The organism is Nocardia kruczakiae NBRC 101016 (assembly GCF_001612965.1).
Classification (GTDB): domain Bacteria; phylum Actinomycetota; class Actinomycetes; order Mycobacteriales; family Mycobacteriaceae; genus Nocardia; species Nocardia kruczakiae.
Window position 1 is genome coordinate 12,168 of sequence record NZ_BDBL01000051.1, and the last position, 14,119, is coordinate 26,286.

Annotated in this window: 14 protein-coding genes; 8 read left to right on the plus strand and 6 right to left on the minus strand. The window is 67.3% G+C overall.

What is annotated here, in order from left to right; translation table 11 throughout:
• Positions 1 to 50 precede the first annotated feature (50 nt).
• A complete protein-coding gene (locus tag NK1_RS28675; protein WP_063013717.1) occupies positions 51 to 1,532 on the plus strand; it encodes an MFS transporter in 1,482 nt (493 codons plus the stop codon).
• Positions 1,533 to 1,538: 6 nt separating this feature from the next.
• Here the strand turns inward: NK1_RS28675 and NK1_RS28680 are convergent, their stop codons facing one another.
• From NK1_RS28680 to NK1_RS28690, 3 genes are all read right to left on the minus strand, one after another.
• Positions 1,539 to 2,126, minus strand: a complete 588-nt coding sequence (locus NK1_RS28680) for a hypothetical protein (protein ID WP_063013719.1) — start codon at positions 2,124 to 2,126, stop codon at positions 1,539 to 1,541.
• Complete coding sequence (locus NK1_RS28685) at positions 2,123 to 2,503, minus strand: hypothetical protein (protein ID WP_063013721.1); 381 nt, start codon at positions 2,501 to 2,503, stop codon at positions 2,123 to 2,125. Before NK1_RS28685 ends, NK1_RS28680 begins: the two co-directional genes overlap by 4 nt.
• Before the next feature lie 248 nt (positions 2,504 to 2,751).
• Positions 2,752 to 4,293, minus strand: a complete 1,542-nt coding sequence (locus tag NK1_RS28690; protein WP_063013723.1) for a DHA2 family efflux MFS transporter permease subunit — start codon at positions 4,291 to 4,293, stop codon at positions 2,752 to 2,754.
• Between NK1_RS28690 and NK1_RS36395 the strand changes: the two genes are divergently transcribed.
• The 5 genes from NK1_RS36395 (at position 4,187) to NK1_RS28715 (ending at position 8,524) form a co-directional block, all read left to right on the plus strand.
• The gene (locus NK1_RS36395; RefSeq protein ID WP_501193607.1) at positions 4,187 to 4,726 is read left to right on the plus strand and encodes an NfeD C-terminal domain-containing protein; all 540 of its coding nucleotides are present in this window, start codon (positions 4,187 to 4,189) and stop codon (positions 4,724 to 4,726) included. The genes NK1_RS28690 and NK1_RS36395 overlap by 107 nt on opposite strands.
• A gap of 14 nt (positions 4,727 to 4,740) precedes the next feature.
• Positions 4,741 to 5,847: an SPFH domain-containing protein gene (locus NK1_RS28700; RefSeq protein ID WP_062996262.1), complete on the plus strand. Its 1,107-nt coding sequence runs from the start codon at positions 4,741 to 4,743 to the stop codon at positions 5,845 to 5,847.
• A 33-nt stretch (positions 5,848 to 5,880) separates the two neighbouring features.
• A complete protein-coding gene (locus NK1_RS28705; protein ID WP_036501111.1) occupies positions 5,881 to 6,264 on the plus strand; it encodes a cold-shock protein in 384 nt (127 codons plus the stop codon).
• 128 nt (positions 6,265 to 6,392) lie between these two features.
• Complete coding sequence (locus NK1_RS28710; protein ID WP_218023187.1) at positions 6,393 to 7,487, plus strand: ATP-dependent DNA ligase; 1,095 nt, start codon at positions 6,393 to 6,395, stop codon at positions 7,485 to 7,487.
• Positions 7,484 to 8,524 (plus strand): DNA polymerase domain-containing protein, encoded by a 1,041-nt coding sequence (locus tag NK1_RS28715; RefSeq protein ID WP_063013725.1) that lies wholly within the window; start codon positions 7,484 to 7,486, stop codon positions 8,522 to 8,524. The genes NK1_RS28710 and NK1_RS28715 overlap by 4 nt, the downstream gene beginning before the upstream one ends.
• A gap of 24 nt (positions 8,525 to 8,548) precedes the next feature.
• Here the strand turns inward: NK1_RS28715 and NK1_RS28720 are convergent, their stop codons facing one another.
• The 3 genes from NK1_RS28720 to NK1_RS28730 form a co-directional block, all read right to left on the minus strand.
• Positions 8,549 to 9,205, minus strand: coding sequence for a TetR/AcrR family transcriptional regulator (locus NK1_RS28720; protein WP_063013727.1), 657 nt, complete (start codon positions 9,203 to 9,205; stop codon positions 8,549 to 8,551).
• A complete protein-coding gene (locus tag NK1_RS28725) occupies positions 9,189 to 10,334 on the minus strand; it encodes an acyl-CoA dehydrogenase family protein (protein ID WP_063013728.1) in 1,146 nt (381 codons plus the stop codon). The genes NK1_RS28720 and NK1_RS28725 overlap by 17 nt, the downstream gene beginning before the upstream one ends.
• Positions 10,335 to 10,424: 90 nt before the next feature.
• Positions 10,425 to 11,147 carry a TetR/AcrR family transcriptional regulator gene (locus tag NK1_RS28730; protein ID WP_063013731.1) on the minus strand — a complete coding sequence of 241 codons (723 nt, stop codon included), beginning with the start codon at positions 11,145 to 11,147 and terminating at the stop codon, positions 10,425 to 10,427.
• A 209-nt stretch (positions 11,148 to 11,356) separates the two neighbouring features.
• Here NK1_RS28730 and NK1_RS28735 point away from each other — a divergent pair, with 209 nt between their 5' ends.
• A complete protein-coding gene (locus NK1_RS28735) occupies positions 11,357 to 12,214 on the plus strand; it encodes an alpha/beta fold hydrolase (protein WP_063013733.1) in 858 nt (285 codons plus the stop codon).
• 83 nt (positions 12,215 to 12,297) lie between these two features.
• Positions 12,298 to 13,779 (plus strand): SDR family NAD(P)-dependent oxidoreductase, encoded by a 1,482-nt coding sequence (locus tag NK1_RS28740; protein ID WP_063013735.1) that lies wholly within the window; start codon positions 12,298 to 12,300, stop codon positions 13,777 to 13,779.
• The last annotated feature ends 340 nt before the right edge of the window (positions 13,780 to 14,119 follow it).

Genomic DNA, 14,119 nt, shown 5'->3' on the forward strand with positions numbered 1-14,119 from the left:
ACCACTGTAATTGCCTCGCACACTGTTCGAGTTTATCGTACGCTGCTCGAGTGGAATCGAACACTGTACGAGAATCCGCCGAGACGCCCTCGCGCGATCCCCGCCGCTGGTGGATCCTGGGTGTGCTCTGCCTGTCCCTGCTGGTGCTGATGATCGACGGCACCGTCCTCAACCTGGCCATCCCGTCACTGATCCGGGAACTGGGCGCGAGCCCGTCCGACATCCAGTGGATCCTCGACGCCTACGTCCTGGTCTTCGCCGGACTCCTGCTCACCGCCGGCAGCCTGTCCGACCGGTTCGGCCGCCGCCGCATGCTCATCACCGGACTCGCGGTGTTCGGCGCGGCCTCACTGCTGGCGGTCCTGGCCAGCGAACCGTGGCAGGTAATCGCCGCTCGCGCCGCGATGGGTGTGGGCGGGTCGCTGCTCATGCCCTCGACCCTGTCGATCCTGATGACTACCTTCGAGGAGGACGAACGCCGCAAGGCGATGGCCGGCTGGTCGACGGTGTCGATGGTCGGCATCGTGCTCGGCCCCACCCTGGGCGGCTTTCTGTTGCAGCACTTCTGGTGGGGGTCGGTGTTCCTGCTCAACATCCCCGTCGCGATCGTCGCCATCATCGCCGCGGTGGTGCTGATGCCCGAAACCTATGGACAGCAACGCCCCGTCGACCTCGTCGGCGTGCTGCTGTCGATCGCGGCGCTCACCGCGACCGTCTACGTGATCATCGAACGCGAATGGAACATCCCCGTCATCGCGCTCGCGGTGGTGACCGCGGCCGGATTCACCTACTGGGAGTACCGCTCGCCGCATCCGATGCTGCCGCTGGCGGTGTTCCGCAATCGTGACTTCACCGGCACCTGCCTGACACTGCTGCTGATGGTGTTCGGCATGGGCGCGGTGATGCTGATGCTCACCCAGTACCTGCAGTTCGTCCTCGGATACGGCCCGATGAAAGCCGGGCTGGCGCTGCTGCCCTACGCCGTGGCCGCGACGGTGTGCAACGGACTGGGCGCCACCCTCGGCAAGAAGCTGAGCAACAAGACCCTCATCGTCGCGGGCTTGGCGGTGATGGCCGGGGCGTTCGTCATCCTCGCCAACGCCGACAGCTACGCGTGGGTGCTCACCTCGATGCTGGTGATGGGCGTCGGTGGCGGTTTGGCCGGTCCCGCAGCCTATGCCGCGATCATGAGCGCGATCCCGCTCGAGCACGCCGGCGTCGGCTCGGCGATGAACGACACCATCCAGCAGGTGGGTATGGCGGTCAGCATCGCGGTGCTGGGCAGTGTGCTGGCGGGCGTGTTCACCTCGCACATGCCGGCCGACGTCCCGGCGGCGGCGCGGGAGAACATCGGCAACGCGTTCGCTCTCGGCTTCGGCGAACCGGCGAAGTCGGCGTTCACCACGGCCATGTCCTACGGAGCGTGGATCAGCGCCGGTTTCAGCCTCGCGGCCGCGCTGCTGGGCCTGGTGCTGCTGCGCCATCGCGCCGCGCAGCCGGCGCCGCACCCCGAACCGGCACAGGCGAACTGAACCGGTTCACGCCACGGCACGCGGATCGGTCCCCGCAGCGCGCGCGGGGACCGATACCGTTGGACGCGAGGCATTGCCGGGTAGCCACCGGGAAAACCGTTCCACCACCGTCAGCGCACCCAACCGGGCGTATCCGGCCAGCACGCTTTCGGCCAGCGTCATATCGTCCTCGGGCAACCCGTAGACGGAGACGAACAGACCACGCCGCGCCCCCTGCGCGAGCGCCCCGCGGCCCGCGCTCGGCAGCACCGTCTCCTCGACCAGCGCCGGACATCCCGAATGCAGCACGAGCGCGGCCTGCACCCCGAGCGACAGATCGCGAATACGCGGACGATGCCCTGCCGCCGCCGCGCCGATCAGCGAGCCCGGCAGCAACTCCGCGCCGTCCAGATACCCCGGCTCGACCGCCCGCCAGCGCTGCACGGGCGGAAAATGATCACAGTCCGGGCGCCCCGACCACCGTCGATACGCCCGCTCCAGCAGCACCTGAGTCGCGTCGCGGCAGCCGGATTCGTTCGTGACCACGGCCAGCATCCGCAGTTGCCGGCACCGCAGCCGGTCGGGCCGCACCCGTTCGATATCGGCGATACTCATAGCCCACCTCCACCGTCGAAGTCGGAGCGCACCGATTCGGTCCGCACCGCCGACACGCCGCGCACGCGTCCCGGCGCCGCGGTGTGGGCCCGCCGCCACGCCGAGACGAACAGGGCGAAACCGCTCGCCACGGCGACGATCACGGCGAGCATCGCCAGCACCAGTGGTGTCGTCGCCGCCGCGTCGGTGCGGCCCGCGCCACTGGCGCGAATCAGCATCGCCGCGAGCAGGGGTCCGAGCAGGGCCAGTCCGGCGGCGGTGAGCAGCAGGCCGCCGGTGGTCAACGCTTCCGGGGTCAGTGATGCGCGAACGGTCGTGACGGTTTTCGCTCCCATCGACCCGGTTCGCGATCCCAGCAAACTCTTGCGCAACGGCATGACCGCCCCTTTCGTTCACCCGCTCGTCAGTGCATTTGAACTGGGAATTTAAAAGTACAACTCGAATCGCCACGGGTTCATCCACCGTGATCCAACTGTCACCGGAACGTTGGCAGCTATGCAGCAGCGATCGATGCGGCGCCTCGGGCTAGGGCGATGAAATGCCGCATGCCGCCCGGGCGGACCCGAAGGTCACGCCCGGACGGCATGCGGTGCGTCCGTGCAGCCGATGCACGGTCACTCGGCGGTCAGTGCCCCATCAGCACCGGCGCATCGGCACCTTCCTGGGGCAGTTTCGGTTTGGAGCGCGGCAGGAACGCCGCCGGGATCAGCGTCACCAGAACCAGCACCAGGGCGACGATGTAGGTGTGCGCGTAGGCGGTGGCGGCCTGATCGAATCCGGTGTCGAGCTGCTCGGGCGGCAGCTTCTGCGCGATGGTCGGATCGAACTGCGATCCGATCGCCGCCTGTGCCAGCGGACGGTTCTCCAGCATGTTGGTCAGCAGCACCGACATGATCGCGGTACCGATCGAACCGGCCGCCTGATTGACGATGTTCATCAAGGTCGAACCGCGCGCCACCTGCGCGTGGGTCAGCGTCTGGATCGCGGCGGTCATGGTCGGCATCATCGTGCAGCCCATACCCAGACCCATCACGAACAGCGCCACACACATCAACGGCAGCGACGTATCGGCCGTGAGCTGGGTGAAGAACACCATGCTCACCGCGATGACGGCCAGACCGCTCATCACCACCTTGCCTGGGCCGATCTTGTCGACCAGTTTGCCGCCGATCGGCATGGTGAGCATCGCACCCAAACCCTGTGGCGCGATGAGCAATCCGGTCACCAGCGTCGACTTCCCCTGCACCTGCTGCAGATAGCTGGGCAGCAGCAGACCGGAACCGAAGAACGCCACCGCGAAGAACACCGCGGTCAGCACGGCGAAGGTCAGCTGGCGATTGCGGAACAGATGCAGATCGATCAGCGGATGTTCGGTGCGCAACGCGTGGAAGACGAAACCGACCATCAGCACCAGGCCGATCGCGGCCGGCACCAGCACCCGCGCCGAGGCCACCGTGTGCTGTTCGGGAATCGAGGACACCCCGAACAGGAACAGCGCCAATCCCGGTGAGGCGAGCAGCATCCCGAGGAAGTCGAACGATTCCGAGGGTTCGGGCCGGTCCGACGGCAGGACCACGACCGCCAGGATCAACGCGACCACACCGACGGGCAGGTTGATCAGGAAGATCCAGTGCCAGCTGAAACTGCCGATCAGCCAGCCACCGAGAATCGGCCCGAGGATCGGGCCCAGCAGCATCGGCACACCCAGGACCGCCATCACCCGGCCGATCCGCTGCGGTCCGGCCGCGTGGGTCATGATCGTCATACCCAGCGGCATCAGCATGCCGCCGCCGAGGCCCTGCACGACGCGGAACGCGATGAGCGACTCGATGTTCCAGGCCGTGGAGCACAGCACCGAGCCGAGGATGAAGAACGTCAGGGCCAGGATGTAGAGACGTTTGGTGCCGAAGCGGTCGGCGGCCCAGCCGGTCAGCGGGATCACGCTGGCCAGGGCCAGGGTGTAGCCGGTCATCGTCCAGGCCGCGATGGCGTAGCTGGTGTCGAATTCGTGCTGGAACGTCGGCAGCGCGACGGTCACGACGGTCACGTCCAGGATCGACATGATCGCGCCGAGCACGACCACACCGGCTACCTTGAACACGGCGGCATCGAGTGAGTCGGACGCGGGATCCGACGTCGCCGCAGGAATATCCGGAGGAGAGGTCACCGCTTCAGCCTGCCAGGTGACCGATCGCTTGACCAGACCCGGTTCCCAGGGGAGGTCATATCGAAACCTCCCACTTTTCGCGCCCGATTCGTCCGTTCCTGCCGTTGTCTTGCCGTCCCGCGCACACCCTGCGCGCCCGCACTACATTGGTTCCCATCCCGTTCATTCGTTGTCCGGCAAGGAGTTCCCCGCGATAGAAGACCCGGTACTCGGTTCGACCGGTAGGCTCACATCGCCGATCCGGGGCGCAGGCATGCTCGGGGAGGTCCTGGTCGCGATCAGAGGGGGCACCGAGCTGTACATCGCGCGATCCACCGAACCCTTGGACGCCGGCACCACCGTACTCGTGGTCGCGGTGCATCCCGGCCGGATCGTCGATGTCGTCGAGTGGATCCCGCTGGACTTCGCACCGGGTGGGGATATATCGAAATAACAAGGGAGACATCAGTGCTGGGCTATCACGTGCCCGATCCCGACGAGGCCATGCTGATCAGCGGCGGCCGCGCCAAGGACAACGCCCCCTTCCGCGTCATCACCGGCCACGGCGCGTGGGTGATGCCGTTCTTCCGCAAGGTCAGCTACCTGTCGCTCGCGATGTTCGAATCCGAGATCCAGGAACGCTGCGTCACCCGTCAAGCCATCCAGCTCGACGTGCGCGCGGTCATCGCCTTCAAGGTCGCCAACGACACCCAGTCCGTGGTCAACGCCGCCCAGCGATTCCTGTCCGAACAGGAACGCGAAATGTCGGTGCTGACCGGGCGCATCTTCTCCGGCCACCTACGCTCCATCGTCGGTTCCATGACCGTCGAGGAGATCATCCGCGAACGCCAGAAACTCGCCGACGAGGTCCTGGTCGCCTCCAAGGTGGAGATGAGCAACATCGGGCTGTGGGTCGACTCGTTCCAGATCCAGTCCATCGACGACGGCGGACTCGGCTACATCGCCGCCCTCGCCGCACCACACAACGCCGCCGTACAGCGCGACGCCCAGATCGCCCAGGCCGCCGCCGCCCAGCTCGCCGCCGAAGCCGAACAGGAATCGCTGCGCAAACAGGCCGAATATCAACGCCAGACAGCGATTCTGCAGGCCGAATACCAGCGCGATATCGACAAGGCCAAAGCCGAGGCCGGCCAGGCGGGCCCCCTCGCCGAAGCCATCGCCCTGCAGGAAGTGCTCACCGCCCAGGCCGAACGCGCCCGCAAGGAAGCACAACTGCGCGAACAGCAACTGCAGGCCGAGGTCGTCAAACCCGCCGAAGCCGAAGCCGAACGCGTACGCGTGCTCGCCCAGGCCGAGGCCGACCGCACCCGCATCCAGGCCGAGGCCGCGGCCTCCAACAACCGGATCGCGTTGGACCAGTTGCTGATCGAGCAACTGCCCGAAATCGTCAAACAGGCGGCGCTGGGCCTGTCCAACGCCAATCTGACCGTCCTCAACGGACCCGACGGTGTCGGCGAATTGGTCAACGGAATGGTCGGGCAGGGGTTGACGGTATTCAACTCCCTGCAAAAGGCTCTTTCCACCGACAACCACTCCGGGGCACCGATAGAGTGACCGCACACGGACGGCTATGAGGAGCAGGTGTAGGTGTCGATCGGGAAATTGGTGTCCTTCGACAGTTCTCGGGGATTCGGATTCATCCGTCCCGAAGACGGCGGGCCGGACGTATTCGTTCATGTGAACGACATCGGATTGGACGAGGACGAACTGCGGCAGGGGCGAGTATTCGAATTCGAGGTCACCGAGGGTGATCGAGGACCCAAGGCGGTCAACCTGACCGCGGTCGGCGGCGCACCCGCGCCACCACGGCATCGCGGCCGCGGCTCCGGCCAGCTCACCGCCGCCGAACACAAACGGCTGATCACCGAACTGCTGCTCGACGCCAGCCCCGCCCTCACCGCCGGCGAGATCATCACCATCCGCGACCGGCTCGCCGAATTCGCCGACCAGCACGGCTGGCTGGAGAACTGACCGGCACGGGCGAATGTCCCGCGACCGCGGGCGGCGGCTCTCGGCCTACGATCATGACGACGATGCGGGCGATGAATTTCTCCCGCCCGCACCGTCGGCATGGGTGAGACCGACCCGAGGAGGATCGCGTGGACCTGCCCGTCATGCCGCCGGTGAAACCGATGCTGGCCAAATCCGCCGGCGCCCTGCCTCGTGAGGACATGTTCCTCTACGAGCCCAAATGGGACGGGTTCCGATGCATCGTCTTTCGCGACGGCACCGATATCGAACTCGGTTCCCGCAACGACCGGCCACTCACCCGCTATTTTCCGGAAGTGGCGCGGCTGCTCGACGCGGCGCTGCCCCCGCGCTGCGTCCTCGACGGTGAAATCGTCGTCGTCACCGAACACGGCCTCGATTTCGACGTCCTGCAGAACCGGCTGCACCCCGCGGCCTCCCGAGTGAACAAACTCAGCGTCGAAACACCCGCCAGTTTCGTCGCCTTCGATCTGCTCGCCCTCGGCGACGACGACCTGACCACCCGGCCCTTCCACGAACGCCGGAACCTGCTGGAATCGATCCTCGACACCCCGCACGAGGGCATCCACCTCACGCCCATCACCTCCGACCCCGACACCGCCCAGGACTGGTTCACCCGATTCGAGGGCGCCGGCTTCGACGGCGTGATGGTCAAATCCCGCGACCTGCCCTACATGCAGGACAAACGCGTCATGGTCAAGGTCAAACACGAACGCACCGCCGACTGCGTCGTCGCCGGATTCCGCTGGCACAAGGACGGCGAGGGCGTCGGCTCCCTGCTGCTGGGCCTCTACGACGAGGACGGCAACCTGCACCACGTCGGCGTCGCCAGCAGCTTCACCGCCGCCCGCCGCCGGCAACTCGTCGACGAACTGGCGCCGCTGCGCGACGGCGCACTCGACAACCACCCCTGGCGCACCTGGGCCGACGCCGCCGCCCAAGCCAAGGCCGAAGGCAAGATGCCCGGCGGCATCAGCCGCTGGACCGGCGGCAAGGACCTGTCCTGGGAACCCCTGCGGCCCGAACTGGTCGCCGAGGTCCGCTACGAGCACCTCATGGCCGGGCGATTACGCCACGGCGGGCGCCTGGTCCGCTTCCGCGACGACCGCACCCCGCAATCGTGCACCTACGCCCAACTCGAAGAGGTCGCGCCCGCCGAACTCGCCGACATCTTCACCGCCGCGAAAGCGCAGGCCCAGCCGTGAGCGAAGCCATCGACATCGACACCGACGGCGTGACCGTCCGCATCAGCAACCCCGACAAGATCTACTTCAACAAACGCGGCGAAACCAAACTCGACCTCGTCCGCTACTACCAGGCCGTGGCCCAACCTCTGCTGCGCACCATCGGCAACCGCCCGGTGCTGCTCGAACGCTATCCCGACGGCGCCGGCGGCAAATCCTGGTTCCAGAAACGCGTCCCGAAATCGGTCCCCGACTGGTTGCAGACCGTGCAGGTCTCCACACCCAACGGCACCGCCAGCGACGCCCTGGTCGCCGCCGACCTCGCCCACATCCTGTGGGCGGTCAACCTCGGCTGCCTCGGCTTCCACGTCTGGCCCAATCACGTTCCCGCAGGCGGAGTCCCGGCCCGCACCGAAGGCGAGATCGGCGACCTCGACATCAGCGACGAACTGCGCATCGACCTCGACCCCTCCCCCGGCATCGGCTTCGACGACCTGCGCCACGTCGCCGTCCTCACCCGTGAACTGCTCGCCGAACTCGGCATCGACGCCCGCGTCAAAACCTCCGGATCCCGCGGGCTGCACATCTACGCCGTCCTCGAACCCGTCTGGGACGGCTACCAGGTCCGTGCCGCCGCGGTCGCCATGGCCCGCGAACTCGAACGCCGCCACCCCGACCTGATCACCGCCAACTGGTGGAAAGAGGAACGCGGACAACGCGTCTTCATCGACTACAACCAGAACGCACCACACAAGACCGTGTTCGGCGCCTGGTGCGTGCGACCCAAGGTCGGCGCCCAGGTCTCGACCCCCATCGCCTGGGACGCACTCGATGCGATCGTCCCCGACGAACTCACCATCGCCACGGTCCCCGAACGACTCGCCGCATCCGGCGACCCCTGGGCCGACCGCACCCCGCAATCGATCCAGCCGCTGCTCGAAATGTCGCGCCGCGACTTCGATTCCGGCCTGCTCGACGCACCCTGGCCACCGAACTACCCGAAGATGCCCAACGAACCACCGCGCGTCCAGCCCAGCCGCGCCCGCACCCCCGGCTGAGGACTCACACCGGCGCGGGCGCCGTCAGCGGGACTGCTCGATCCGCGGAAACGTGGTCTCGACCAACGCCATCAGCACATCCGCGAGCAGATGATGCACCTGCTCACGATTCAAGCTGCGGCGCGTAATCCATTCGCGCCCAGCAGTTTTCACCATACCGCTGTAGGCGCGGACCAGGGCCCGCAACTCGTCGTCGCGCGCCGACCCGGACAGGCCCACCATCTCCAACAACCGGTCGGCCGCCGCGTCGTCGGCCTCGTCCAGAATGCGCTGCACCTCCGGATCGTCCCCGATCCCCTCGTGCCCGGTCACCTTCACCCAGGTACTGCCCAACCCGCTGATCGTGTCCAACAGCCACGACACACTCGCATCCACCCGCTCACGCGGCGTACCGGTGGGCATCACCATGTAATCGGCGCGCGGCAACGTCACCATCCGCCGCACCACCGCCAGGTACAGATCGCGCTTGTTGCCGAAATAGTGATTGATCAGCCCGCGCGCCACCCCGGCGCGCTGCGCGAGTTCAGCGGTCGACACCGCCGCGTAGGGGCGTTCGCCGAACATTTCGATGGCGCAGGCCAGAATCTGGGCGCGCCGTTCGTCCGGCTCCAGCCGGCGCCGCCGAGCCGAATCGGCATCGGCCGGCACCGGCTGGGTCGTGGTGTCAGAGTGAGCGGGCAATGAGATCCTTCATCACCTCGTTGGAACCGGCGAGGATGCGCAGCACGCGCGCACCGGTGTACAGCTGGGAAATGGGGTACTCCGTCATGTATCCATAACCACCGAACAGTTGCAGACAGCGGTCCACCACAATACCCAACTGGTCGGTAAGCCAGTACTTCGACATCGCAGCGGTGGGAATGTCCAGCTCACCACGCAGATGCTTGCCGATCGCATCGTCGAGGAACGTCCGGCTCACCCGCGCGATCGTCGCGCACTCCGCCAGCTCGAACTTCGTGTTCTGCATCGCGAACAGCGGCTTGCCGAAAGCCTCACGACCCTTGGTGTACTCGACGGTCAACTCCACCGCCCGCTCCATCATCGCCACCGCCATGATCGCCGTCACCAGCCGCTCCTGCGCCAGCAGCTGCATCATCTGATAGAAGCCCTGCCCCTCGGCCTCACCCAGCAGATTCGACGTCGGCACCCGCAAGCCGTCGAAGAACAACTCGGCGGTGTCCTGCGCCTTGCCGCCGATCTTGTTCAGGATCCGGCCGCGCCGGAAACCGGGCGTCTCGTCGCTCACCTCGGCGAAGATCAGCGACACACCCGCCGCCCCCTTGGTCGGGTCGGTCTTGGCCGCGATGATGATGCCGTCGCACAACCAGCCGTTGGAGATGAAGATCTTCGACCCGGTGATCACGTACTCGTCGCCCTCGCGCACCGCGCGGGTCTTGATGTTCTGCAGATCCGACCCCGTGCCCGGCTCGGTCATGCCGATCGACAGCACCATCTCACCACTGGCCGCCTTCGGCAGCACCCGCCGCTTGAGGTCCTCGGTCCCGAAATGATGAATGTAGGGCGCGATGATCGACGAATGCACCGGCATACCCAATGAGCCGTCACCGGCATAGGACTGCGCCTCGATCAACGCCGCCTCGTGCGCGAAAGTGCCACCGCCGCCGCCGTATTCGGACGGAATCGCGGCGCACAGCAGACCCAGCTCACCAGCCCGGTTGTACAGTTCGCGGTCCGGATGCCCCTGCGCGACGAACTTCTCCTCGTTCGGCAGGACTTCCTTCTCGAAGAAGGTCGTCGCCAGATCCCGGACGGCCTCGACCTCATCGTCGCTCCACGCGGCGCGCGCCATCGTTACTTCCTTCGTCTCGTACCCAGGACCGGACCGCACCGGCCCCGCGCACCAGCCTGGCGCACTATTGGCGGCATGTCAACAACACCGTCAGTGTGCCTCCCGCGCTGTGTTCACCTCCGCCAGCGTGCTGAAAATCGGCACCTCCGGATCCGCCACGATCCGCTGCCGCCGCAGAAACCCGTCGATCAGCGACCACACCAACTCGGTGAGTTCCGCGACGAAATCCGCGCTGGTCCGCCGCGGCGCCTCCGAACCCTCCAGCCACAGATCCGTCGTCGCCACCACCACACCGACGACCGCCCGCGCCAGATAGTCCAGCCCCGCCGTCTCGATCGGCACCGCCTCCGCGATCGACCGCGAAAGCTTCGTGAACCGCCGCGCCGCATCGCGGCCCAGATCGAACTGCAACACCGCCCCCACCGCCTCACCACCCGACCGGCTCGCCTGTGCCGTCTGCACCACCGGCGCCTGCATCAGGAAGCGAAAGACATTGGGATGGGCCAGAATTCCGGCGGCATACGCGGTGAACACCCGCCGCAGCGCGGGACGCGGCGGCTGCAACAGCAACGTCATGTCCTGCCCCGCCGCGGCGAACGCATCGCGCGACATCCGCTCGGCGATCTCGGTGTACAGATCCGCCTTGTCCGCGAACTGCCGATACAACCGCGGCTTCGTCATGCCCGCCGCACGGGCGATGTCGTCCATACTCGGCTGCGGCCCGTCCCGATCGATCACGCGGATCGCCGCATCGACGATCTCCTCCCGCGTCACCCGAGGCGCGGCAGCTCGCCGGCCGACCCGAGACACCATGGGCACCTCCCCAGCCGAGCGAACAGTCCCGTCCAGATTAACGTACCGCCGGTACGTAATCGACGACCGCCGAGTTCACCGGCGAAGTTCGTGCGGTTGGGGAGATTTCCCACCGAGGCACGCTGACGAAAAGCCGATCGCGTACTGTCGGTACCGTTGACCGTACCGGCAGTACGAGCGGCTCCGTCCCGCGCTCACGAGGTAGACCGATGAACCCAGCCCGCACCCCCTCCCGCCACCGCACCGTCACCGCCCCCGGCGGCGACCTCGCCGTCTACGAATACGGCCACCCGGATGCCGACACCCTCGTCCTCATCCCCGGCATCACCGACACCCACCGCATCTGGAACCGCGTCGCCGCCGGACTCGCCGACAGCTTCCACGTCGTCACCTACGACGTCCGCGGACACGGCCGCTCCAGCGCACCCACCCGCACCCACCGCTACCGCCTGCCCCACCTCGCCGACGACCTGTTCGCCGTCCTCGACGCCGTCAGCCCCCGTGGACCCGTCCACCTCGCCGGCCACGGCTGGGGCGCCATCCAGCTCTGGTACGCCCTCGGCGACCCGCGCGCCAACACCCGCATCGCCTCCGCCACCGCCCTGTCGGCACCCCACCTCGACCACCTGGCACTCGCACTACGTGATCTCCGCTGCCCCCGCAGTCCCTGGTGGCGGCTGCCGCGCCTGAGCTGGCTGGTCCTCGGCCGCCGCCTCCTGCACTGGCCCCGCCTGCGCGCCCGGATCGTCCCCCAGGCCGGCACCTGGCCGACCGACCTGCTCGCCGGCGCACGGATCGTCTCCGCCAACCTCGTCCACCACCTGCGCCACCCGCGCCCGCAACACACCGCCGTACCGGTCCAGCTCATCCTCGACCGCGCCGACACCGCCGCCCTGCCGAGCCTGCGGACCCATATCCGCCGCGACGTCGACCGCCTCTGGCTGCGCGAACTGCCCGCCGACCCCTGGCTGCCGCTGACCGAGCCACTGCTGGTCGTGGAAGCCATCGCCAACTTCATCGACGACCAGCACACCGACCACCGGCCCATCCACTACACCCCGCGCTGAGGAGCCCCGGCAGCTCCCAGCAGCCGCGATGCGACAATAGGCGACGGCACACCCCCGCAGACGAAGGATCATCCGGCAGCACGATGGCTGAGCACACCACGACGACCGCGCCCACCGCGTCCTTGCCGGACACCATCGACGCCGAGGAATTGGCGATCTGCCTGCGCGTCCTCGACCAGGCCGCACTGCTCGACGACAACCACCCCGACTCCGTCGCGGTGCAGCGCGCGGTGGGGCACATGTTCAAGAAACTGAAGCGCCGCCGCCGCGATCAGGCCCGCGCCGCCGTCGCCGAAGCCGACCGGGCGGTGGTCGCCGCCACCGCCACCGGCTCCCCCCACCGCATCGACGACGAGACGGCCGGCATCCCGCTGTCCACCTCCGTCGACGGCGACGCCGCGGGCACCCTGATCCGCGCACGGCCCTGCTACATCTGCAAACAGCGCTACACCCGCGTCGACCGCTTCTATCACCAGTTGTGCCCCGACTGCGCCGCCCGCAACCATGCCAAACGCGACGCCCGCACCGATCTGTCCGGCCGCCGCGCGCTGCTCACCGGCGGCCGCGCCAAGATCGGCATGTACATCGCCCTGCGGCTGCTGCGCGACGGCGCCCATACCACCGTCACCACTCGCTTCCCCAACGACGCGATCCGCCGCTTCACCGCCCAGCCCGACAGCGCCGAATGGCTGCACCGGCTGCGCATCGTCGGCATCGACCTGCGCGATCCGGCCCAGGTCGTCGCCCTCGCCGACGACGTCGCCGCGCAGGGCCCCTTGGACATCATCATCAACAACGCGGCCCAGACCGTCCGGCGCTCGGCCGGCGCCTACGCCGCGCTCGTCGAAGCCGAATCCGCGCCGCTCCCCGCCGGTGAACTGCCCGACACCATCACCTTCGGCCACACCACCCAGGCCCACCCGAACGCACTGACCGCCTCCCTGCACTCCGCACCGGTACCGACCACCCTGTCCGCCGCCGAGGTCACCGACCTCGCCCTGGTCGCGGGATCCGCCACCCCCGAACGCATTTCGCGCGGCGTGGCGATCGATGCCGGTGGCCTGGTCCCCGATCTCGCCCACACCAACAGCTGGGTACAGACCGTCGCCGAGGTCGACGCCACCGAACTGCTCGAAGTGCAGCTCTGCAACTCGACCGCGCCGTTCCTGCTGATCTCCCGGCTGCGGCCCGCGCTCGCCGCCTCACCGGCCCGTCGCAAATACGTCGTCAACGTCTCCGCCATGGAAGGTGTCTTCAGTCGCGGGTACAAGGGCCCCGGCCACCCGCACACCAATATGGCCAAGGCCGCGCTCAACATGCTCACCCGCACCAGCGCCCACGAGATGTTCGAGACCGACCGCATCCTCATGACCGCCGTCGACACCGGCTGGATCACCGACGAGCGCCCGCACTACACCAAGATCCGCCTCGCCGAGGAGGGCTTCCACGCTCCCCTCGACCTCGTCGACGGCGCCGCCCGCGTCTACGACCCGATCGTGCGCGGCGAAGACGGCGTCGACCTCTTCGGCTGCTTCCTCAAGGACTACGAGCCGTCCAACTGGTGAGGTTCAGCCACGTCGTGGCTTTCTTTTGAACGAGTGTTCCGGGGTTGAGCGATGACACGGTGTATTGAGGTCACATGCGTAGATGCGCATATCTGCGTATCGGTATTGGATATGCCCATCGACGTGCGACGAGGCTTCCGACCTCACAAGGGACTCGAATCGCCCAGTGCGACAACAGGTATCACCGACGGCCCCTCTCCTGTAGGCCGCTGGACTACTCCCCCTCGCGAACTCAGGGCGCTGATTCCCCTGTCCCAGCTGTTGGGTGGTGCCGCTCCCCTATGGCTGCCGGTACCAAGACCATGCCCGTCAATAGATTGTTAGATGCGCATATATGCGT